Origin of the sequence: Occultella gossypii, from assembly GCF_019947135.1 — a bacterium.
Classification (GTDB): domain Bacteria; phylum Actinomycetota; class Actinomycetes; order Actinomycetales; family Beutenbergiaceae; genus Occultella; species Occultella gossypii.
Window position 1 is genome coordinate 30,593 of the sequence record NZ_JAGSHT010000011.1, and the last position, 22,031, is coordinate 52,623.

13 protein-coding genes are annotated in these 22,031 nt (G+C 68.7%); 3 read left to right on the forward strand and 10 right to left on the reverse strand.

The window, feature by feature from the left end:
* Positions 1–16: 16 nt before the first annotated feature.
* Genes KCQ71_RS27615 through KCQ71_RS11475 form a run of 7 tightly spaced genes read right to left on the reverse strand, consistent with a single transcriptional unit; the run spans position 17 to position 12,702 of the window.
* Complete coding sequence (locus tag KCQ71_RS27615) at positions 17–1,846, reverse strand: hypothetical protein (protein ID WP_223405951.1); 1,830 nt, start codon at positions 1,844–1,846, stop codon at positions 17–19.
* On the reverse strand, positions 1,843–6,561 hold the full coding sequence (locus KCQ71_RS11450; RefSeq protein ID WP_223405953.1) for a golvesin C-terminal-like domain-containing protein: 4,719 nt from the start codon (positions 6,559–6,561) through the stop codon (positions 1,843–1,845). The genes KCQ71_RS27615 and KCQ71_RS11450 overlap by 4 nt, the downstream gene beginning before the upstream one ends.
* Positions 6,562–6,600: 39 nt before the next feature.
* Positions 6,601–8,202 carry an FAD-dependent oxidoreductase gene (locus tag KCQ71_RS11455; protein ID WP_223405955.1) on the reverse strand — a complete coding sequence of 534 codons (1,602 nt, stop codon included), beginning with the start codon at positions 8,200–8,202 and terminating at the stop codon, positions 6,601–6,603.
* A 25-nt stretch (positions 8,203–8,227) separates the two neighbouring features.
* Positions 8,228–9,130, reverse strand: a complete 903-nt coding sequence (locus KCQ71_RS11460) for a carbohydrate ABC transporter permease (RefSeq protein ID WP_223405957.1) — start codon at positions 9,128–9,130, stop codon at positions 8,228–8,230.
* The gene (locus KCQ71_RS11465; protein WP_223405959.1) at positions 9,127–10,050 is read right to left on the reverse strand and encodes a carbohydrate ABC transporter permease; all 924 of its coding nucleotides are present in this window, start codon (positions 10,048–10,050) and stop codon (positions 9,127–9,129) included. The genes KCQ71_RS11460 and KCQ71_RS11465 overlap by 4 nt, the downstream gene beginning before the upstream one ends.
* Before the next feature lie 10 nt (positions 10,051–10,060).
* Positions 10,061–11,524, reverse strand: a complete 1,464-nt coding sequence (locus tag KCQ71_RS11470) for an ABC transporter substrate-binding protein (protein WP_223405961.1) — start codon at positions 11,522–11,524, stop codon at positions 10,061–10,063.
* Positions 11,525–11,553: 29 nt separating this feature from the next.
* Positions 11,554–12,702, reverse strand: a complete 1,149-nt coding sequence (locus KCQ71_RS11475; protein WP_223405963.1) for a hypothetical protein — start codon at positions 12,700–12,702, stop codon at positions 11,554–11,556.
* A 170-nt stretch (positions 12,703–12,872) separates the two neighbouring features.
* Between KCQ71_RS11475 and KCQ71_RS11480 the strand changes: the two genes are divergently transcribed.
* Together KCQ71_RS11480 and KCQ71_RS11485 are read left to right on the forward strand one after the other, a co-directional pair.
* Positions 12,873–14,069 carry an ROK family protein gene (locus KCQ71_RS11480; protein ID WP_223405965.1) on the forward strand — a complete coding sequence of 399 codons (1,197 nt, stop codon included), beginning with the start codon at positions 12,873–12,875 and terminating at the stop codon, positions 14,067–14,069.
* Between the two features lie 63 nt (positions 14,070–14,132).
* Positions 14,133–16,019: a beta-N-acetylhexosaminidase gene (locus KCQ71_RS11485; RefSeq protein WP_223405967.1), complete on the forward strand. Its 1,887-nt coding sequence runs from the start codon at positions 14,133–14,135 to the stop codon at positions 16,017–16,019.
* Between the two features lie 15 nt (positions 16,020–16,034).
* On the opposite strand, the gene KCQ71_RS11490 is transcribed toward KCQ71_RS11485, so the two are convergent.
* Together KCQ71_RS11490 and KCQ71_RS11495 are read right to left on the reverse strand one after the other, a co-directional pair.
* Complete coding sequence (locus KCQ71_RS11490) at positions 16,035–16,742, reverse strand: IclR family transcriptional regulator (protein WP_223405969.1); 708 nt, start codon at positions 16,740–16,742, stop codon at positions 16,035–16,037.
* 19 nt (positions 16,743–16,761) lie between these two features.
* On the reverse strand, positions 16,762–18,807 hold the full coding sequence (locus KCQ71_RS11495) for a beta-galactosidase (protein ID WP_223405971.1): 2,046 nt from the start codon (positions 18,805–18,807) through the stop codon (positions 16,762–16,764).
* A gap of 86 nt (positions 18,808–18,893) precedes the next feature.
* Between KCQ71_RS11495 and KCQ71_RS11500 the strand changes: the two genes are divergently transcribed.
* On the forward strand, positions 18,894–20,288 hold the full coding sequence (locus tag KCQ71_RS11500; RefSeq protein ID WP_223405972.1) for a hypothetical protein: 1,395 nt from the start codon (positions 18,894–18,896) through the stop codon (positions 20,286–20,288).
* 321 nt (positions 20,289–20,609) lie between these two features.
* Here KCQ71_RS11500 and KCQ71_RS11505 read toward each other — a convergent pair whose 3' ends face one another.
* On the reverse strand, positions 20,610–21,956 hold the full coding sequence (locus KCQ71_RS11505; protein WP_223405973.1) for a Gfo/Idh/MocA family protein: 1,347 nt from the start codon (positions 21,954–21,956) through the stop codon (positions 20,610–20,612).
* Positions 21,957–22,031: the final 75 nt, after the last annotated feature.

Below are 22,031 nucleotides of genomic sequence, written 5' to 3' on the forward strand. Positions count from 1 at the left end.
TAGCCGGTCGTCGCCACTACGCCATGCCCGCCGGAGTTGCGAACACCGTCCAGGGCACCGTCGCGCTGACGGTGTCAGGTGCGACGCGTAGCGGCTCGATCTCGAGCGACTCGATCAGGTCGAGGTTGCCCTCGCTCCACTCGATCAGCTCTCGCCGGGTGCTCGCCAGTCGCGCGAGCAGACCGGCGTAGCGGCGTTGGAGGACCTCCCAGCCGAAGACCTTGTTGTCCGCGAGCCACCGGTCGCGGTGCGCCTGCTCGAGTCGTGCGACGGCGGTCTCCACCTCCGGCACGAGCTCCGTCGCCAGGCGTTTCGCCGCAAGGCGGTCGCCGGCCAGGTAGGCGGGACGTAGAGCAAGGTGAAGCTCCGTCTTCAGCCCGAGCGCCCGGCACAGCTGGGCGATGACCCCGAGCCGCCGATCCGGGCCGCTCGAGGTCTCGGCGAGACTCAGCCGCGCACCGAGCTTGTGCATCCGCTCGGCGACCTCGTCCGAGAGCCCGATCTCCCCGAACGAGATCAGTGGGTCCAGCCACAGCAGCCACTTGCTGGGGTTCGGCGGTTCGATGGCACCCGTGCGATCGGTGTCGTCGAACGGGTCGTCGATCTCCGACGCCGCCACCCACAACTCCTGACTCACCCCGAGGGAAGCAAGACCGGCGTCCGTCTCCTGCGCGGTCAGTCCGTACGCGCGGTCCGCCGCGTGGGCGAGCGCAGGCAGGCAGGAGAAGTAGTCGCACTCGTTTCCGTCGTTGCCCCACATCGTGATCATCGCCTCGTCCACGCCGGCGGCGATCGCCCCGCCGACGGCAGCGGTGCAGGCAGTGATCGACTCCGGCAGCCGCGTCCAAAGCCGACCCCAGCTCGCGCACCCACCGGCCATCACCGTGGGCAGCGGTTGATGCTGGCGCAGCTTCTGCGCGTAGTAGGAGTCGGTGTGATGGAAGTAGTCCCAGTACACCAGCGTGAGGCCGTGCGGCAGGGCGTCCAGCGTCTGCGTCGCGATGGTGCGGTCGGTGCGGTAGTAGTCCTTCGCGCCGTGCTCGACGTCGAAGAGCATGTCGCTCCACATCATCGGCTCGACCCCCAGCTCGCGGCAGATCGCGGCGACGTCGTCGACGTGCCGCAGGAACCAGCCCATGCGGTCGGACGGGTCGGGGGCGCCGTCCGCGAACCCGTACGCCTCATCCAGGCCGAGGTGTACCCGCGCCGACCGGAACGGAGCCGTCGCGGCGGAGATCATCGCCCGGATCAGCTCCAAGCCGCCCTCGTCCCCGATGCGGATCACCTCCGGTGCGACGCGGATCCCGGCGAACGGCGGCCACTTCAGGATCTGTCGCAGGTGCCCGAGGGTCTGGATCACCGGCACGACCTCGATGCCGAAGCCGTGCGCGATGTCATCGATCCGGCGGAGCTCGTCCTGGCTGTACCGACCGCGCCCGTGGCCGATGTACGGCTGACCCGGAACCTCGTAGGTGTCTTCGAGGTAGAGGTACAGCGTCGAGTAGCCCATGAGCGCGGCGCTCGCGAGGTACCGCTCCACGGTCTCCACCCTCATCACGGCGTTGCGGGACATGTCGATCATCACGCTGAGTCGCCGCAGCTCCCTCTGTGCGTGGATCGCCCGGATCGTGGTCGGCTCCTCGCGGAGCGCGAGCGCTGCCCGCATCGCGTCCGCGAGGGCGTGGTAGCTCACCCGGGTCGCGTTCTCGCCGTGGTCGACGGCGAACCCCGCCTCTGCCTGTACGGACAGTTCCGCGCTCTCCCAGCGCCGCACCTGCTCCTGGGAGCTCACGAGCTCCAGGGCACGTCGTACCGATGCCCGTACCTGTTCATGGTCGTTGCTCACGTGTCGCACTCCATCTCGCTCTCTGCTGCTTCCAGCCGCTCGGCACGGACCGCATCCGCACGCAGTCTGCCCGTGTCCAAACCCGTCAGGGCAACCGCTACGGTCGCCGCGTCCAGGTCCCAGATCCCGAGCTCGATCCAGGCCGAACCCTCACGCTGGTCCAGCTCGACCTCAGCCTGCCCGCCGGCGTGGGTGACCTGGTAGACGGCACGGGTGCTGTTGTTGATCTCTCCCGGGAACCAGACGCTGACGAGGTAGCGACCATTCGCGGGCAGCGCGGGCGTCCACGCGGCCGTCCCGGCCGTCGCCGGCGCGATCCACCGAGTGACGCCGCCGTCCCAGCCACGCAGATTGGACTGCGCCCAGGCGCCGGTCTCTGCGTACGCGCTTGCGCCACTCCCGGTATCGATGACCACCTGGTTGGTGGGATCGACCTCGCCGACGGCGACGATCGCCGTCGTGGTCAGCTCACCCAGGGTCACGGTCACCTCGTGCAAGGCCCCGACGGCGGCGCTCGCCGATGCTTGGACGGCCACCTCGATCGTCTGCTCGCCACCGGCGGCGACGTCGACGTCGACCGCGCCCGGGGCGGCGCTCCAGCCGGCGGGCACCCCGATTGAGAGGCAGCCTGCAACGCCTGCCGCCGGCCCCGCCGCAACAGTGATCGTCACTGTGGTCGTCCCGCCGGGGGCCGCGACATCTTCCGCGCTCACCAACAGGTTCGCGTCGAGATCGGCGTCGGTGACGGGACGGAACCGGACCGCACTGGTGCGATGGGTCCCGGCGTCCAACACTTCGAGATAGACGTCGCCGCTGCGACCGGCCGCGAAATCGTAGTACCCGAGCGATCGCCATGCGCCGCCGCCCGACGTCTGGTCCACCACCACGGTGTCCGCACCGCCTCCATGCCGGACCACGAACGCCGCCTGCGTGGTCGAGACGGTGTGGGCGGGGTACCAGACCGACACCTCGTAGGACCCCGCCTCGGGGATGTCCGGAACCCAGCGGGCGGTGCCACCGAGGAGGCTGTCGAGGTTGTAGCGGCTGCGGGTGCCGCCCCAGCCGGCGAGACCGCTGAAGCGCCACTGCCCGGTCTCCTGGTACTGCGGCCAAGGGCTCTGCACGTGCACCACCTGCGGCTCGGTGGCGACCGCGACGGCGACGTTCGCCGACCAGATGCCGTCCAGGTTCGCGGTGAAGCGGGGGCTGGTCCCCCACGGCAGCTCCGTCGGGGCGGTCACCGTGACCGTGTGGCGCCCGATGTCCCCCGCCGGCACGCTCACCTGCGCGGTCGGTACGTCGATCGCCCAGCCGGCCGGGCCGGAGATCGTGACCGGGATGTCGAGTGGCTGGGAGCCGGGATTGCTCACGGTCGCGGTCACCGCGAACTGCTGCCCGGGCTCGGCAACCCGCGGCATGCCGGCGATCACGCCGATGAGGCGCCGCGGGTCGCGAACGGTGAGCTGGAACGGCTCCGACTGCGCCGAGCCGCCGGCCCAGGTGACCGTGGCCGCGAGCGCCACGTCACCGGTCGGCTCGCCCGCCGGCACCGTGACGTCGTAGGTCCAGCTTGCCGCTCCGAAGGCCGGGATCGGGTCGGTCGGCGCGGCATCAGGTGCCGGCGTCCAGCCGCTCGGCAGGCCGAGGTCGACGGCGGTGCTCGCGAGCGCGGTTGACGTCCCGTTGCGCACCGTCACCCGGACCGAGACGTCGGCGCCCGCGACCGTGGTGCTGGGTGCGTCGACGTCCACGAGCACGTCCGCGACGGTGTGGGTTCCGGTCTGCGCAGCGGGCAGCCGGAGCGTCACCGGGTCGGTGGTGACCGCATCGGCGACGACCCGATAGCTGAAGGATGCGGTGATCCCATCGACCGGAATGGTCCACTCGTAGGGATACGGCTGCACCGCCGACGGCACCCAGGTCCCCTCGTCGATCCGGTGCTCGAGCGTGACCTCCTCGAGGCTGTCGACCAGCACGTACGCGTCGTAGCCGGCATTTCGACCTGCGCGCGGCAGCAGCACCCCGCGCACGATCCCGAGGTTCGCATCTGCGGGCCGGGCATGGAAGGTCGTGGTGCCGTGATCGCCGTCGACCGCCGGCACGTGCCAGGGCGCGCGGACCTCGACGTCTCGGGCGGCGAGCGCCACGATGCCGTGCGGCGGCACCGTGACGGAGATCTGCCCGGCCGGCAGGGACGCCGTCGGGCTCGCCGGCTCGCTGACCGTCTGGACGTCAACGAGATCGCCCGGTTGCAGACCCACGAGGTCGGTCGCGAGAGAGATGGTGACGGCCTGCGCTGCGCCGGTGGTGTTGGTGAGGCTGAGATATAGCGAGCCGTTGCCGACCCCGGTCAGCCAGTTGACCGCCGGGTTGTCGACCTCGACGATGCCGCGGGGGAACCACGGCCACACGCCGTCCTCGCCGTAGAACGTGCCCGGCGCGTGGCCGAACAGGGTGTACCGGAAGTAGACGTAGTCCGCCTCGTGCACGCCCGGGAAGTCGATCTGCCCGGCAGAGCGCACCGTGTGTTCGGAGACCAGGTAGTCGATCGTCATCCCGATCTGGGCAGGCATGTGGTGGGGGTAGATCGCCGTGACTCCGCTGGGGCCCTGGAGCGGGAAGTCCGGCTTCATCTGGATCGTCTGGAAGTCGCGGCTGTAGTAGCCGGGGTAGTTCGTGTACCGCCCGATCACCATGTTGTGGGCGAGGTCGACGATCAGGTCGTCGTCGACGTAGTGGCCGAGCCGCAGCAACACGCCTGCGTAGCAGGGGTTGAACACGAAACCACCGCCGGCGTTGACACTGGCCGACGTGCTGATCTTGTACGTGGACAGGCCCTCGATGCCGAGCCCGGTCGTCGAGACGTACCAGGCCGGCACCGTCTCGACCTCGACGTCGGTTCGGGGGTACGCCGGGAGCCCGTCGGATGGCCAGTCGTACTGCTGCATCGCAACCGGGGGCTCCCCTACTGTCACCTCACCCTCGGGTACCGGGCGAAGCATCACCTGGGTGATGAAGCGCTGCGCCTCGCGGTACGCGGCCGCCAGGATGTCGGCCTCGCCCGTCACCTCGTACAGCACGACGAGGTCGGACCAGAACCTGCTGTTGCTGATCCAGAACGACCGCTCCTCCGTGACCAGGGTGTACGGCGCGTCGATCTCGTGCTCGATGTAGTCCCGAGCCAGGCGCAGTGCTGCGGTGAGGTGGGAGCCATCGCGCGTCAACTGGTAGGCGGCGAGCTCGACGGCGAACCGGGGCCGGTCCCTGCCGACCTCGTCCGCCGCGATGCTCTCGACACCGAGCCGCCGGATCCCGCCGGCCCGGTGCCCGCTGAGCTCGTATAGGGCGTTCAGCATGATCGCGTCGCCGGCGACGTAGCCGAGCCGGTGCTGGTTGGCCACCTGCCCCGGCTTACTCAGCGGCGAGTACGCGATGCTGCCGCGGGAGAGCTGGTACTCGACCATGGGTCGCGCCCTGTGCTCGTAGAGCGGTGCGTCGTCCGCGGTCGAGGTGAGCAGGTGCGCCGACTGCAGCACGCCACCCGCGGCGACCCGGATGTCATCCGTGATCTCGACGTTCATGAAGCCCTTCGCGCGGCTCCACCAGCCGGAGAACGAGGGGACGAAGTCCTCGCTGTCCTCGGACGCCGGCTCGACGACGGCGAGGTCGAGCATGGTGTGGATGGTGTCCGTGAGCGAGGAGCCGTAGACGTTGCTGCGGTACGCGCGATAGTCGTAGACCTCCCGCGCGAGCGCGGTGAAGCTCTCATAGAGCGAGCCCGGGAAGGCGCAGATCCCGAACGTGAAACCGCGGCTCTCGCCGGCAGTCATGGCGGCACGCAGTCCCGGTTGCGGCGCGTAGATCGTGGGCGTGATGTCGAGCGAGTCGTTGCGCAGACTCATCCCGAAGGGCTGGTCGTCACCCCCGATGGCCTGCTCGTGCTCGAACTCCAGCACCTCGGCAGGCACGAACACCCCCGTGGTGAGCGGTCCGCCGTCGATCTCTCGTTGGGTGAGCGCCATCGGCGCGAACAACTCCCACGCGCCACGTGGCTGCGGATCGGGGAGGACCACCTTCGCGTGCTGCTGCGCCCCGCAGAGCACCTCGTCTACGCCGGCGAGATCGGTCACCTCACCCGACTGGTAGGCCACCACGAACTCGCCGTCGGTCTGAGCGGTGATCACGAACTGCGCCTCGGGGTGGTCGCCGTCGAGGGTCCACTGCACCACCAGTTCGAACACGGTGGGGTCGCCGGCACGCAACTCCACCGAGTTCGCGCCGCTGCGTCGCAACTCTCCGAAGCCGACCCAGTGCGGTGTCGAGCGCGGGTGTCCCGGGGTGCCGTGCTGGTACACCACCCACTGCTCGTCCAGGCGCCTATCCGGGTCGGTGGCGGCGATCCAGGCGCCGTCTCGCCGGACCTCGAGGTCGCGCACGATCGTCGCGCCGCCTCGCCACCGCGCCTGCGAGAACGTCATCCGGTACCGGTCGCTCTCGAGGCGGGCGAGGCGGCGGATGTGCAGGTTCGGGGTCTCCAGTCGACGTAGCGGGTCAGCCAGCGTGGTGGACCGCCGGCGGGTGGGCGCCGCGGCCGCGGGTTGCACGCCGATCGCGGTCGGCAGCACGGCAGCGCCCAGGAGCAAGCCGATCGCCTGCCGCCTGCTCATGCCGCGTGGTGTCCCGGGTGCCGTGGGCTCACCTGATGTCGTCGTCATGCGCTGTCTCCTCGCTTCGTCGCGGATGGGATGCGGTGGTCAGTACGCGCGGACCTGGGGCCAGGCGAGTTGGATGCCGGCCCGCTCAAGGTCGCGCTGCAGGTCGTGGGTGAGACGTTCGTCGGCATGGATCTGCTGCGGCGCGTGGCCCGACTCGATCCCGCGAGCGGCCAGGTGGCCGGCGACCTCGCCGATGTTCCACTCCACGGGGTGCAGCCGGTAGCAGCCGTTGGTGATGTGGGTGGTGCCGATGTTCTTGCAGGCCGGGAGCAGGTTCCGCAGCCGGACCGGCACCAGCGCACCGAGCGGGATCTGGAACGGGGAACTGGCCACGTCGATGTAGTTGTCGCCGCCGGTGGAGGGGTGCAGGTCGATGCGGTACATCCCGATCCCGACCACGTCGTCGTATCGGCGAGCGCCCGCGTCGCCGCGCACCGCGTACGACACGTCCTGTTCGGCGATCCGGGTCCTGGCGACGATGCGCCGGCTCTCGCGGTGATAGGGCGCCTGCGCCAGTCCGTCGGCCGAACCGAGCAGGTCACCTCGCAGACGCAGACCGGGAAAGCCGGTGCCGCCGTCGGACCGCGGGGCCTCGGTCTGCATCCAATACAGCATCGAACGGCTCAACTGCTTCGCATCCGCGAGCCGCGCTGCTGCTACGTCCTCGGGTACGTCGATCACCGGCCCTTCGAAGTAGTCGATGCTCGGCCAGTTCACGAGCGTGACGTCGCTCGCGACGTGGCCGGGCTCGAACATCTCGCGCGCAACGATCCGGCGGAACGTCCACAGGTTGACGTCGCCGCCCTGCTTGGACTGGTCGGCATCGACCGCCAGCACGTCGTCACCAGGGTTCGGGTCGAACACGCGTGGGAGCGGCTCCAGGGTGCGCGGGTTCGGTGCCGAGAAGCTCAGCAGGGGAGAGCCCCAGAAGTCGGGCTGCACCGACCGCCAGTGCTCGTACTGCTCCGGCCGGTCGATCGCGTGGTCGCCATCGACGTGGTCGACGGCGAAGCAGTAGCTCAGCGCCTGGATGTTCTCGGGATTCGCGATGGCGGGCGCGCTCGGCTCGCCGGTCTCTGACTGCGCCTCGGCCCCTACGCTGTACTCCGTTCCCGTGAGCGGCAGCAGTTCGCCGGTCTCGGTCGCGTCGATGACGTAGCTCGCCGCCACTGCGAACTCAGCGCCGGTGCGCAGGTCACGCAGGGTGACGGCCCGTACCCGGTCGCCATCGACATCGGCGCCAACCGGCCGGACCGGCTGCAGGACCCGCAATGCACCCGAGGTCCGCCAGGGGGCGAGAAGCTCCTCGATGACCGCTACGGCGACCCGGGGCTCGTGGCAGAGCTTGCTCACCCAACCCGCGCCCGGGTTGAGGTACCGCTGCGCACGGGCCGCGTCGGTGAGGGGGTAGTTCGCCCGGTAGTACCCGCGGATCCGGTCCCGCAGGTCCAGGTAGGTGCGGGTGGCGCCGAACATCTCGATCCACGGGTGCTCGTCCGGAGGGACCGCCTGCGACGTCAGCTGCCCGCCGAGCCAGGCGTACTCCTCGGTCAGCACCACGGCGTGTCCGCGCCGCAGCGCGGTGAGCGCCGCCGCCACACCGCCGAGCCCACCACCCACCACGAGGATGTCGGAACGCATGTCCAAGTGCATCAGTGAGGTCCGATCAGCTCTTGACGGCACCGGCGATGCCCTCGATGAAGGTCTTCTGCAGCAGCAGGAAGACGATGATGGTGGGCAGCACGCTGATCGTCGCGCCCGCGGCGAGGCCGGCGAAGTCGGTCGACTCCTGGCCGAAGAAGTTGTACATGCCGACACCGAGGGTGCGCAGGCTCGGGTTGCCCAGGGTGAACACGAGCGGGACGAAGAACGCGCTCCAGGCACCGATGAAGTTCTGAAGCGCGACGGTGCCGATCACCGGCTTGGACAGCGGCAGCATGATCGAGAGGAAGGTCCGGAAGAAGCCGGCACCATCGACCTTCGCCGCATCTTCCAGCTCGGACGGCATGCCTGAGAAGAAGCCCATGAACAGCAGCACCGGGACCACGTGCACGGGACCCGCCTGGGCCAGTGCCGCGCCTAGCAGGCTGTTGCCCAACCCCAGCTCGTTCACGAGGATGAACACGGGGATGATCGTGTAGCCGTGCGGGATGAACATGGCGGCGACCAGGACGCCGATGATCAGTTTCTTGAACGGCAGACCGGGGCGGGAGAGCGCGTAACCGGCCAGCGACGTGACAACCAGCACGATGCCCACTACGAGCACCGTGAAGATGATCGTGTTGACCGTGTACTCACCGAACTTGGCAGTCGTCCAGGCGCGTGTGAAGTTGTCGAGTGTCGGCTCCTCCGGGATGAGGCTGAGCCCGCCGAGCAGCATCTCGCGCTGCGACTTGAAGGCTGCCGAGAACATCCAGATGAAGGGATATACCCACAGCACGCAGAACGGGATGAGGAACAGGTGCCACAGGTGCGGCCGCCAGCGACCGACCGACCGCCTGCTGGGGAACAGTTTCGGCATCCCGTCCGCAGTGCGGCTCGGATCTGTCGAGGTGAGGGTGGCGCTCATGCCGCGACTCTCTTCCGGTATTTCAGTGCAGGTGCCTGCAGCAGCGTGAGCACCAGCGTGAGCAGCCCGAAGATCACTCCGGCCGCGCACGCGAACCCGTACCGCGGGGCCTGCATCTCAGGCGAGAACGCGTAGCGGAAGATGTACGTCGGCACGACGTCGGTCGAGTAGACCGGACCACCTGCGGTCATCGCCTGGACGAGGTCGAAGGTGCCGAGGCTGCGCTGGAACAGCAGCAGCATGATGACGATCGCGATCGGCGCCATCACCGGCACCATGATGTGGCGCACGATCGCGAACCTGCGGGCGCCGTCGAGCTGGGCGGCCTCGATAAGTTCCTTCGGGACTGTCTGCAGCGCAGCCAGCCAGTAGATCAGCGAGATCCCGAAACCCTTCCAGAGGTCGATCCCCATCACGGTGGGGAGCGCCGTCACCGTCGATCCCAGGAAGTTGATCGGGGAGTCGACGAGGCCGGTCGCGAACAGGACCTCGTTGACGGCCCCGCGCACCGGGTCGAGCAGCGCGACGAAGACGATGCCGACCACCGCCGTAGTGGTGACCACAGGCACGAACAGGGCGAGGCGGTACATGTTGCGACCACGGAGCCGGACGTTGTTCAGCAGGATCGCGAACGCCAGCGCGAGCGGAAGTTCGATGAAGAGCGCGACCAAGGAGAACAGGAACGAGTGCCAGAAAGCGCTCCAGAAGTCCGGGGCGGTCAGCACCTCGATGAAGTTGGCCACCCCCACCCACTCGGTGGGGGTGCCGACGCCGTCCCAGTCGAAGAACGAGTACCACCAGCTGGCGACGATGGGCCACAAGGTGAACCCACCGAATGCCAGCAGCAACGGCAGCAGCAGGACGTAGCACCAGAGGTACTCCCGACGTTTGGCTGCCGTTCGCCGAGTCCGGACCGCCACGTGGTCGACCTCAGTTCGCCGCGTCGTAGGGCTGCAATGGGTCCCAGCTGGGGAAGGTGATGTCCTCGGCCGAGGCGTCGCCACTGGCGAAGATCCCGTCCAGGAACGTGCGCAACTGCTGGTCGAGCGCCTCTGCCTTGGGCGCGAACTCCTCGTTCTTGATCATCGACTCCAGCGCCGCGTCGGTGAAGCGGAGCTCGGGACGCTCGGCCCGTGCATTGAAGACAGCGGCGCCGCCCTCGCTGGCGAGCTTCGGGTTCGGAACGACCTTCATCGTCGTCTCTGCCACGTCGAGCACCGCCGACAGGTCGGGATTGGCTCGCACGTCGTCCTCCCACACGCTCTGCATGGCGGTCAGGGTCCCGAACTGCTCGTAATAGGCCCGGTAGAAGTCCTCGGACGCGAGGAAGTCCAGGAGTAGCCAGGCCTCCTCGGGGTGCTCCGTCTCCGATGACATCGACCACAGCGGGTCGAACTGCTGCAGGATCGGCGTGTAGGAGGCTCGGCCCGAGTCCGGGACCGGCATGTCGACGATGCCCAGTTCGATGTCGGGGTTGAGGTTGCGGATCTCGGCGATGTGCCAGGACTGGGCCGTGTACATCGCAAAGCTGCCTGCCGCGAACTCGGTGTACGAGCGCGCACTGTCCCAACTCTCCCAGCCGGTGATCAGCGATCCGTCGGCGTTCATTCGTCGCATCAGCTCGACGGCCTCCACCATCGTGGAGTTCGCGGTGTCCGGCTCGCCGGTGAGCAGGTTGATGCCGTCGCCCGGGATCGAGTACGGCACGCCCTGACGGGAGAGCCGCACGATGCCCGAGGCCTGCTCCGGCGCCATCCCGAAGATCCGGCCGCCGCCGTCGGTCGTGACCGCACGGGCGATCTCCTCGATCTCGCCCCAGGTGGTCGGCGCCGCGTCGAACCCACTCGCGGACAGCAGTGACCGGTTGTAGACGAACAGGTCCATCGCGGACCACCTACCCCAGACGAGTGGGATCGAGTAGAGCTCGCCATTGCGGTGCAGACCTGAGCTCGCCGGGTCCAGCGATCCGTCCGGGAATCGGGCCAGGAAGTCGTCAGTGACGAACTCCTCGAGCGAGTGCGCCCAGCCCCGCGAGTACATCCGGTCGAAGCCGGCAGCCTGGGCGCGATAGATGTCCGGAGCGTTGCCCTGCTGGAACATCAGCTCGACGGCGCTGAGCTGCTGGTCCCCCGGGTTCTCGACGACGTTGATCTTGATGCCGGGGTTGGCGGCTTCGAACTTGTCCAGCTGCGCGCGATAGAACTCACTGGCGCCCGGCGGGTCGGGGATGAGGGCAATGGTCAACTCGACGGTCGGGCCGCTGCCGCTGCTGCTGCTGCCCCCGCTCGGCTCCTCGGACGATCCACAGGCTGCGAGGCCGAGACCGGCTGCGGCGCCGAGGCCCGCGGTGAGCACACCTCGACGAGATATCTGGGCATGGCGAACGTGGGTCATCTGTCTTCCTTCGGTTAGGTGGCGGTGGCTCAGCGTCGAGCCGACCGCACGTCGGCGAGGCCGACCCGGGATCGTTGGGTGAACGGGTCGGTGTCGGTGAACGCGACAAAGGCGCCGTCGGGCGAGAACCCCGGGTGTCCGTGTCGCGGGTGTACGTCGCCGAAGTGCATCTCGGCGAGCGCGATGGGAGCGAACTCCCCGGTCATGCTGACGAGTTCGATCCGTCCGGCGGAGGCCGCGGGGTCGATCGGGTCCTCGGGCGAGGTTGGGAACAGCCATGGTGGTCGAAGCGGCCCGGCGTCGACGACCGCGAGGTCGCCCTGCCGGCTGATCGAGGCGTGGTTGTAGTCTGCCGCCTCGACGATCAGCCGGGGCTCGCGCCCGTCGGGCCAGATCTGCCAGAGGCCCGGTGTGCCCTCGCAGGGGGTGTTCGAGGGCCGAGTGGTGTCGGCGGCGACGGTGATGCAGCTGACATCATGGAACGCCCACGCCTCGTGACCGGTGGGCACGATGCCGTCGCCGGCGATCTGGTCCCAGATCTTCATGCCGCGTGGCGCATGCACCGGATGCATGGCCCAGAGTCGGTTGTACGGGCCGTAGTTGTGCTTGAAGCGGCTCTGGTTCGCGAACCCGATCCAGTCCGGGTCCGCCTCGCAGTACTGGAAGTGCGCCAGTTCGGTCGCGGAGTCGAGGAGCTGGGTCGCCTCACCGGTGGTCAGATCGATCTCCACCAGGACGCTCGGGCCGGTCTTCTTGCCCCGCGGGTAGTACGACGCCAGGCACCGGTCGAAGGCCGGGTGCAGGGTGACGATCACCGAGAGCTCGTGGTTGGCCGGCGGTGTGAAGACGGGCCGTGTGGTGACGGCGCCACCGGCATCGATGTCGATGCAGATCACCTCGTTGCTGAACATCGTGACGATGCGGCTGCCGTCCGTGGCTACGTCGTACCAGCTGTAAGGATTCGTCGCATCGATCGGGTTGGTGAACCGGCAGACCTCACGCGCAGCGCCGCTCGGGAGGTCGATGACGTGAAGACTCATCTCGGCGGGGTCGAGGTCGATCTGTCCGACGACGACCCCCGTCGTGACACCGTGCTCGTCCGTCACGAACCCGTTGAGGTGCGGGTAGGTGAAGTACCGGTACTGCTCGAAGCTGGTCAGATACCGCGGCGAGACCACGCTGATCTCCTCATGTTGGCCACGTCACCGTGGCGGCCAGAGCACCCTTCGGTGCGTTGCGTGCTTGATCTTGCACGCACCATCATGTTCGTGTCAACCATTCTGACCTGCAGGTTCTTTAACAGGTTTGTTTCCTGTGAGTCTCCGCCAGATGGCTGTAGGCTATCCATGTGGCCCCCCAAACACGTGCGAGCAGTGCCGCCGGCCGATCCACAGGCGGCGACCAGTCGCTGTTGCGCAGGATCAACCTGGGCGCCGCACTGGCCCGCTTCCGGTCCGGACCGGCGACGGTCGCACAGATCGGTGACACCGTCGGGGTGTCCCGCACGTCGGCGCAGCAGATCGTCAACCAACTCCTCGAACTTCGTTGGATCGCAGCCGAGAAGCCGGCCCAGCCGGCGACCCCGCAGATCGGCCCGGCACCGCGCCGGTACCGGTTCCGCGCGGAAGCCGGGCATGTTGCTGGGGTCGACCTCGGCCGCCACCGCGTCCGCGCCGTGGTGGCCGACCTCGCCGGCGAGCCGCTGGCGACGTCGACGGTCGAGATCGCTCCCGACGCGGAGGCGGCCGAACGGTTGCAGGCGGCCAGAACCGTGCTTGAGGACTGCTGTCAGCAGGCGCGGATCCGCTACAGCCAGGTGTGGGTCGTCGCCGCCGGAGCCCGTGGTGTGATCCACGAGGGCAGGGTCGTGGCCGCGGGAGGCATGCCTGGCTGGACAGGCGTCGACCTCGAGACCGAGTTGCGCAGCCGCCTCGAGCGGCACGTCCTGGTCGGCAACGACTGCAACATCGCAACCGTCGGTGAGCACTGGCGGGGCGCCGGGCAGGATACGACCAGCCTGGTCAACGTTGCAGTGGGGCAGTCGATCGGAGCGGGCGTCATGATCGACGGTCGACTCCTCACCGGTTTCGGCGGCTTCACCGGCGAGCTCCACCATCTGCCATTCCTGCGATGGCGCGGCGCGGCCGCGCGGCTGAAGGCGGACCCGAGCGAGGAGGTCGACATCAAGTCGGTCTTCGATGACGCCCGCGACGGTTCGGAGGCGGCGCGGCGGCGGGTCGAGGACTACACGCAGGCACTGGCCGAAGGCGTGGCTGCCCTCGTCGCGACCATCGACCCCGAGCTGGTCGTCATCGGTGGCGGACTCTCCGCAAGTGGCGACACCCTGCTCGAACCGCTGCGCCGCCATCTCGAGCCGCTCACCGCGCGCATGCCACGGCTGGAGGCGTCCCCCCTCGGACCAGATGCCGTGACCCTGGGCGCGGTCCGCATCGCGCTCAACCATGTCGACACTCTCATCGACGCCGCCGCCGACCGGCTCGACGAGTTCCCCAAGCCGCTGCGCCGCGTCATCGCCACCGGCTGAGCCCGTTTAGGCCACGACGATGCCCGCGGCACCCGAAGCACCACCTCGAGACATGGATGTTCAATGCAGATCACCGTTCACGCCGATGCGGCCGACCCGATGCACCAGGCGGTCGCCGATGCCCTCAGCGAACTGCCCGGCCGGCTCGGCGGAGACGGCTTCAAGATCTCGCTGCGTCCCGGGCGCAGTGGCGGCCTGCTGATCCGCCCGCTGGAACGCGGCGCCGAGGTCAGCTATGGCACCACAGCGGAAGGCCTGCGCGGCTTCGCCGCCGCGATGGGCGAGCTGCTCGAGACGGGTGCGGTGACCGCTCGGTCGGAGGAGACCTCGTTCGAGACGATCACGGTGATGCTCGACGTCTCCCGCAACGCGGTGCTGACCGTCGAGGCAGCGATCGGCCTCGTCCGGCGGTTCGCCCTGATGGGCGCGACCAGCGTGATGCTCTACACCGAGGACATCTACGAGGTCCCGGACGAGCCGTACTTCGGGCACGCACGCGGGCGGTACTCAGCCCAGGAGATCACCGCGATCGACGACGCCGCCGCGCGGATGGGCATCGACCTGATCCCGTGCATCCAGACGCTCGGCCACCTGGCGAACGTGCTCCAGTGGCCCGTCTACGCGCCGGTACGCGATAACACGCAGGTGCTGCTGGTCGACGAGCCCCGTACCTATGAGCTCATCCGCAAGATGCTCGAGGCCGCGAGCGCACCGGTGCGCTCCCGCCGGATCCACGTCGGCATGGACGAGACCTACGGGATCGGGAGCGGTGCGCACCGCTCCCGGCACGGCTCGCAGGAGCCGATCGAGCTGGTCAACCGTCACCTCCGACGTGTCGCGGACCTGTGCGACGAGCTCGGACTGCAGCCGATGATCTGGAGCGACATGTACCTGAAGTTCGCCTCGCTCCGTCACGACATGCACGATCTCGAGGTGCCATTCCCGCCCAAGGAGATCGCGCCGATCCCGGACAACGCCACGCTGGTGCACTGGGACTACCTCAGCCTGGACGAGGACCACTACCTCCGACAGATCGAGCGGCACCAGCAGGCGGGCCATGAGCCGGTGTTCGCGGCGGGCGTCTCCTGCTGGTCGCGGCTGTGGTCGCAGAACACGTCGTCGATCGCCGCGCTGACGCCGGGTCTGCGGGCTGCCCGCCGGGCGGGCCTGTCGGAGGTGATGCTGACGACGTGGGGCAACGACGGCGCCCAGGCCGACCTGTTCTCGACGCTGCCGGCCGTCCAGCACTTCTGCGATGTCGCGTACACCGACGCCACGAGCTCGCCGTTCACGGCGGCGAATTTCCGAGGCTCGTGCGACGGGACGCTGTCGACGTGGCTGCGCGCGGACGAGATCGACCGTCCTCTGTCCGAGTCCGACGCCAGTCCCGACCACGCCGAGTTGTTCGGGAACCCAGGCGCCTGGCTGCTCTGGTCGGACCCGTTGCTCGACCTCGTGCCGCTGCCCACCGTGCCGCTCGCGCCACGGTTCCGGCGGCTCGCCGACGATCTCGCCGCGGCCACCCAAGGCGGGACGGCCGCCGACCAGATCATCTCGACCGTGATCGACGTCGCGCGCGTGCTCGAGCACAAGGTCGAGCTGCACCAGCGGCTTCGCCCGGCGTACCGAGCCGGTGATGCCGAGGCCGTGCGAGACATCGTCGACCGGCTGATCCCGGCCGTCGTCGACGGCGTCCGCTCGCTTCGGGTCTCGGCGCGGTCGCGCTGGCTCGCCCACCACAAGGTCTTCGGGTGGGAGGTCATCGACCTGCGTCTCGGGGGCATGCTCGCTCGCCTGGACACGCTGCAGGTGACCCTGACCGCCTGGCTGTCCGACCCGGCGCAGCGCATCGAGGAGCTGGATGTCGAGCAGCTCTCGATGTTCGGGCCTGGCGCGGGTGGGCAGATCATGCGACACGACAGGGTCGCCAGTCCGAGCCCGGTGAACTGAGGGCTGTCCAGCGACTCAGCCGGTCTCGGTGATCTGAGCAGCCGCGGATCGGAGGTCGCTGACCAGGCCGGGGATATCGCCGTCGGGAAAGATGCCCGAAACACCGATCGCTGCGTGCAACGACCCGCCCAGCACGATCGCGATGGTTCGCTCACCTCCGCCGGCCGCGAAGAGCGCATACCCCTGTCGACGGGCATCGGCGACCTGCTCTAGCAGGCCCGTGGGTCCGTCCCGCTGCGCGCCGCTGCGAACCGCGTACAGGGCCCGTAACTCGTCGTCGGACATCTGCGCCATCAACGCGAGCCCGAGACCCGACGTCGACGCCGGAACCGGCCGGTGGCGCACCGTCCCGCCGTCGGTGTGGGAGGGGTACTGGTGGTAGAGGTAGCAGACCACGTCCTGCCAGAGCACACCCATGGCGACCGTCAGGTGCTCCCCGTCGAGACCCTTGAGCACCTCGACGGCGCGATCGATGAAGCCCGACGTGTGCAGGCTCTCGACACCCAGCACGTGGATGGCTGGGCCCACCCGGTATTTCCGCTTCTCGTCCTGCTCGGCGAGGCCCAGGTGCGCGAGGGTCTTCAGCAGCCGGTTCGTGCGCGTCGGCTCGAACTCGAGCAGTCGGGCGAGCTCCCGCGATCCCAGCGCAGCAGGGCTGGCGGCAAGTGCATGCAAACAGGCGAGCCCATCGATCAAGGACTGATTCGGTTGGGCCGGCAACATGCACGCAGTCTAGGTGAGCTCACCCCGAGCCATCACGGCAGAGAACGACGGCGTCCCGCGCCCGCACTCGTAGTGGCTGGTCCTGCATGTCCCCGGTCTCCAGGTCGCGGTAGCTCCCCTCGATCGTCACGGTCTGCTCGGTGTCGCCGGCATTGACGACGAAGAGGTACTCCTGCACCTGGTCGGGTCCCGACGTCCGTCGGAACCGCCTCCTGACGTGCACGTCCTGGGGTAGGTCGAGCCACTGGACACCGGCTTCGGTGAGGATCTCCGCCAGCAGCGTCCTGGTCGAGCGGTCGTCCAGCACGGTGCCCACGTAGGACGCATTGCCCCTCCCATAGGTATGCGAGCTGATGGCCACCGTCTCCGAGTACCAGGTGTCCAGATACTCATGCCGCGCCGTCGCGCCCTCGAGCCTCAGCAGGTCGCAGCAGAGCATCCCCCGCAGACCCCGGGTCAGCGCGATGGTCTCGCCGTCGGCGAGGAAGTCCTGCTCGGGCACGACGAGTCCGAAGATGTCGGCCAGCCCGGCCGGCACCGTAGCCTCGAGGAGGTTGGCGTTGGAGTCGACATGAGCGGTGAACGGCGTCGCGACGAGGTGTCCACCGGCAGCGACATAGTCCCGCAGCGGGGCCACGACCTCAGGGGTCGCGATGACCTGTCCCGCAAGGATGACCACGTCGTACGCGCCCAGGTCGCGGGTCGGGGGGATGACGTCGACGTCGACACCCAGGCGCTGCAGGGCCCGGTGATACGGACGGACCAGATGGTCGAGATGGCGGACCAGCTGCGAGCGCTTCTTGACCAGGTGCGGGAACGGACCGGTCACGGTGGCACTGGAATCGGCGTCATGGACGATCGCCACCCGGGCGCGCACCTGCGACCCGGCGACGGCGTCACCGATCTGCCGCAGTCGGGGCACCGAGGCCGCGAGTTCCCGGTAGATGCGGGTGTCGGCGCCACCGCTGCGGTCGAGGATGCCGCCGTGCGCGTTCTCGGCGCCGAACAGCGCCTGCTCGAGCCGGAAGTAGATCGTGGCGTCGGACCCACAGGCGATGTTGTGCAGGGTCATCGAGGTGACCTCGCCGTCGCGTAGCAGCGGCACGTGCTGCCGGTTGTCGGGTGGCGCGCAGCGCTGCTCCGCGATCCAGGTCGCCTGCGGGGCACGCTTGGCACCACGGACCACGTCGTGGTTGAAAGCTGCGCCGTAAAGGTCGAGCTCGTAGTTGTCCCAACTCGTGAAGTCCAGGCGCTGCGCCATCACCTCGCGGTCGAACGCCGCTGAACTCAGTGAGGTCCAGTTGGTCGTGACCGGCACCTGCGGGAACCGGACGCGAAGCGCATCGGCTTGCTCGCCGACAAAGTCCGCGAGCGCGTCGGAGCTGAAGCGCCAGAAGTCCAGCAGCGCCGACTTGTTGGAACCGGTCCAGCCGTTCATGGCCGGCCGCGGGATCTGCACCTCCTCCCAAGCCCGCACCTCCTGCGACCAGAACACGTTTCCCCACAGCTCATTGAGCGTCTCGACATCCTCGTATCGGGACCGCAACCAGACCCGGAACGCGGCCTCGCACTGATCGCAGTAGCAGAACGTCGACCGGTACGCCCCGACCTCGTTGTCGACCTGCCAGGCCACGATGTCGGTGCGGGGAGCCAGGTGGTCGGCCAGCCGCTCGACCACGCCGCGTGCGGCCTCCCGATAGCGCGGGTTGTGCAGGCAGTAGTGACGCCGGCCGCCCGGCTGCCGCCTTAGGCCGTCCGGGCCGACGGGGAGGATGTCCGGGTACGCGCTGGTCAGCCACACCGGCGGGGCCGCCGTCGGTGTTCCGAGCATCATGGCGAGCCCAAAGGCCGCGCACATGTCCGCAGCGCGATCGACCCAGTCGAACCGGTACTCCTGCGGGCTCGGCTCCAGCCGTGACCACGCGAACTCCAGCATCCGCACGGTGGTGAACCCGAGACCGGCCATCGCCCCCAGATCGCGCTTCCACCGGGCCTCCGGCCAGTGCTCGGGGTAGTACGAGGCTCCGATGTGGAAGCCGGCCGGTGTCGTGCTCTGAGCGCGCATTTCTTCCTCCGCCGTCCGCGTGGGCATCCTGTCGTTAGGTGCTACTGTAGCAACACTTTGACGACCGAACACCCAAGGAGCACGGCGTGACTGGCCTCATCTCGCAACAGAACGTCTCGGGGGTCTTTCCCCACCTGGCACAGATCGGTGACCTCGGGCCGCCGCGCAGCGAGATCGGCGTCGGTGCGCTCATGCCGTGGGCGGGCGCGCTGTACGTGCAGAACTACAACTCGCACAAGCGCCAGAGCGGTGCCGGGGTGAGCCTGCGCAGGATCAGCTCCGACCTGTCGATGGAGGTCGTCCCGGAGACCCTTGGCATCGACGGCACCTACACGAACCGGTTTGTGCACTACCCGTCCAACCAGGTGATCATCGGGCCGCACGTCATCGATGCCGAGCACAGGATCCGCACGGTGCCGGAGCTGGAGCCGATCCGCGTCTGCGGCACCACGCGGCACCTGACCGATCCCGAGAACCTCGTCTACGTGCTCGGCATGGAGGGTGAACTGTTCCAGCTGAACGTGCGCACCTTGGCGTGCGAGCAGGTGGCGGACCTCAACGTCGAACTCGGCACCGGCAACGGCGTGCGCGTCCACTACAAGGACTGCTACACGGGCTTCGGGCGGCTGGTCGTGTGCTCGAACGAGTATCACGAGGAGGACTGGGCGGGCGAGCGCAGCGAGGGCCGCCTCGCCGAGTTCGACGGCGAGCGCTGGACCGTGCTCGAGCGCAAGCCCTTCACCGCGATCAGCGGCCGCCACGAATTTGGCGGCACGATCTTCGCCAGCGGGTGGGATCAGGCCTCCGCGATCCTGAAGGTCTACACCGAGTCCGACGACACCTGGACCACCTACCGGCTCCCGAAGGCGTCGCACACGTTCGACCACAAGTGGCAGACCGAGTGGCCTCGCATCCGCGAGACCGAGCACGAGAGGCTGCTCATGGACCACCACGGCATGTTCTACGAGCTGTCACCGTGGGCGTACGGGGGCCGCATCTGGGGCGTCCGCCCGGTGTCGACCCACCTGTGGGTGCTGGGCGACTTCTGCTCCTGGCGCGGCATGCTCGTGCTCGGGGCCGACCACGCCTCCCCGAGCCGTGGCCTTAGCCCGACGACAGCGGAGCCCCAGTCGGGGCTCTGGATGGGCAAGACCGACGATCTGTGGAGTTTCGGCAAGCCCTCCGGGTGGGGCGGGCCATGGTGGATGGCGCCGGTCGCTGCCGGGGTGCCGTCGGACCCCTACCTGATGACCGGGTTCGAGAACAAGTGCGTGCACATCGAGAACCTGGGCACCCAAGACGCCCGCTTCACGGTCGAGATCGACTTCCACGGACACGGGCGCTTCAGCAGGCACGCCACGTTCGACGTGCCGGCCGGGGAGACGGTGAGCCACACGTTCCCGACCGGCTTCTCCGCCCACTGGGTCCGCGTCGTCAGCGACACGGACACCACCGCGAGCGCGCAACTCTTCTACACCTGAGTCGCCTCCGCCGAGGACGGTGCCCGGGGGTCACGCACCGCCGCGCGGCGTCAGCGGGCCTGATGGACGTCAGCGCGCCTGGTCCACCGGCACTGCCGGGAGCCGATCAGCGCCCGTCGTCGAGGCGCCACGTGATAGCCGAGATGTCCTCGACGTCGACCGTCACGGCACCTGCGAGCCTGGCACCGGTCGACCCCGGCGACGATCTCGGCGCCGGCGCGCGCGAAACGACGTGCTGGCACCACGGGTGCGCCGAGGCCGCTGGCAGCGCCCTGTGCGGATCTGCGTTCTGGTCATGCGGTATGCCTGTTCCTGGCACGCTCACGCGAGGAGGTCCTGCACCAGGACCACCTTTCCGTCGCGGAGCGAGAGGTTCACCGCGGCGCCGATCACACTGGACCTGATGCCGTCCTCGTATCCCGCCGCCCGACCGAGCGGGTCGTCCTCACCACGGAAGATCGCGCGGAGCATCATGTCGTCACCTCCCCCATGCGCGCCCTCGGCCCCGGGGATCGGGATCTCCAGGGCGGGCTCCCAGTGCCTCTGCAGGAGCACCCGCGAGCGATGCGGGCGGTAGCGGTCGTCGGGGTCACCGGCGGCCTCGGCGCTGGGGTCGAGCACGAAGTACGGCCCGAGCAGCCCGGTCCCGCCGCTGGGCAGGTTCGACCCGCGCTCGACGACATCGATCTCGATCCGCCCCTCGGTGCCATTGATCCCGACCCGGTAGCCCTCCCACGGGGAGTGCGCGCACAACGTGTACGCCAGCGACGCCCCGCCGCGGTAGGCGACCACGACGCTCAGATTGTCCTCGATGTCGATGCCCTCGCCGAACACGTCCTGGTCGCGGTGGTAGCCATCGATGCCCTCGGCGTCGAGGTACAACCCGCGCAGCCGTTCCTGGTCGGCCAGGTCGAACCGGAACGGGTCGTCGGCGGGGAGGTCGCGCCCCAGCGCCGGCCGCTCCCCCAGCCCGCGACGCCGCGCGTTCTGCGCGCCGTAGAACTTCAGCCCGCCGGAGGCGAACACGCGCTCCGGGATGTCGGCGAGCCACCAGTTCACGAGGTCGAAGTGATGCGAGGACTTGTGCACCTCGAGCCCGCCGGACCTCGCCTTGTTGCGGTGCCAGCGGCGGAAGTAGTCGGCACCGTGCAGGGTGTCCAGGCACCACTCGAAGTGCACCGAGGTGACCTCACCGATGCGACCGGACGCGATGAGCTCCCGCACGAGGGCGTTGCGTGGTGAGTAGCGGTAGTTGAAGCCCACCCGCAGCGTGCCCGACGACTGCTCTGCAGCTCTTCGGATCGCCACCATCGACGGCCCGTCGATCGTCATCGGCTTTTCCGAGACGACGTCCAGGCCACGCTCCAGGCCGGCGACGATGTAGCGCGCATGGGTCGCGTCGACCGAGCTCACCACGAGCCCGTCCGGGCTGGTCTCGGCGACCATCCGCTCGAAGTCGTCCGGACCGTAGTGAAGGATCGGCTCGCTCTGCCCACTCTCGCGAGCGACGCCGTCGTAGTAATGCATCCGGACCTCGTTGGGGTCCACGAACGCGACGATCTGCCCGATGTCGCAGAAGGCTCCTGCGAGAGCCTTCACATACATCTCGGACCGGTGCCCGGTTCCGATGACGGCGAATCTGCGCCTCGGTGCGGCCGTGTCACTCATGCGGGGTCTGACCTCTGGGTTCGGGTGAGCAGGGACTGCGGGCCTCGGACCGCACGAACTCACGTCGGTGGCCAC

Excerpts from the sequence above, each read along its gene's own strand:
- KCQ71_RS11490 (WP_223405969.1), bottom strand. The coding sequence starts at position 16,742 with ATGTTGCCGGCCCAACCGAATCAGTCCTTGATCGATGGGCTCGCCTGT.
- KCQ71_RS11460 (WP_223405957.1), bottom strand. The coding sequence starts at position 9,130 with ATGAGCGCCACCCTCACCTCGACAGATCCGAGCCGCACTGCGGACGGG.
- KCQ71_RS11485 (WP_223405967.1), top strand. The coding sequence starts at position 14,133 with ATGCAGATCACCGTTCACGCCGATGCGGCCGACCCGATGCACCAGGCG.
- KCQ71_RS11505 (WP_223405973.1), bottom strand. The coding sequence starts at position 21,956 with ATGAGTGACACGGCCGCACCGAGGCGCAGATTCGCCGTCATCGGAACC.
- KCQ71_RS11450 (WP_223405953.1), bottom strand. The coding sequence starts at position 6,561 with ATGACGACGACATCAGGTGAGCCCACGGCACCCGGGACACCACGCGGC.
- KCQ71_RS11470 (WP_223405961.1), bottom strand. The coding sequence starts at position 11,524 with ATGACCCACGTTCGCCATGCCCAGATATCTCGTCGAGGTGTGCTCACC.
- KCQ71_RS11455 (WP_223405955.1), bottom strand. The coding sequence starts at position 8,202 with ATGCGTTCCGACATCCTCGTGGTGGGTGGTGGGCTCGGCGGTGTGGCG.
- KCQ71_RS11495 (WP_223405971.1), bottom strand. The coding sequence starts at position 18,807 with ATGCGCGCTCAGAGCACGACACCGGCCGGCTTCCACATCGGAGCCTCG.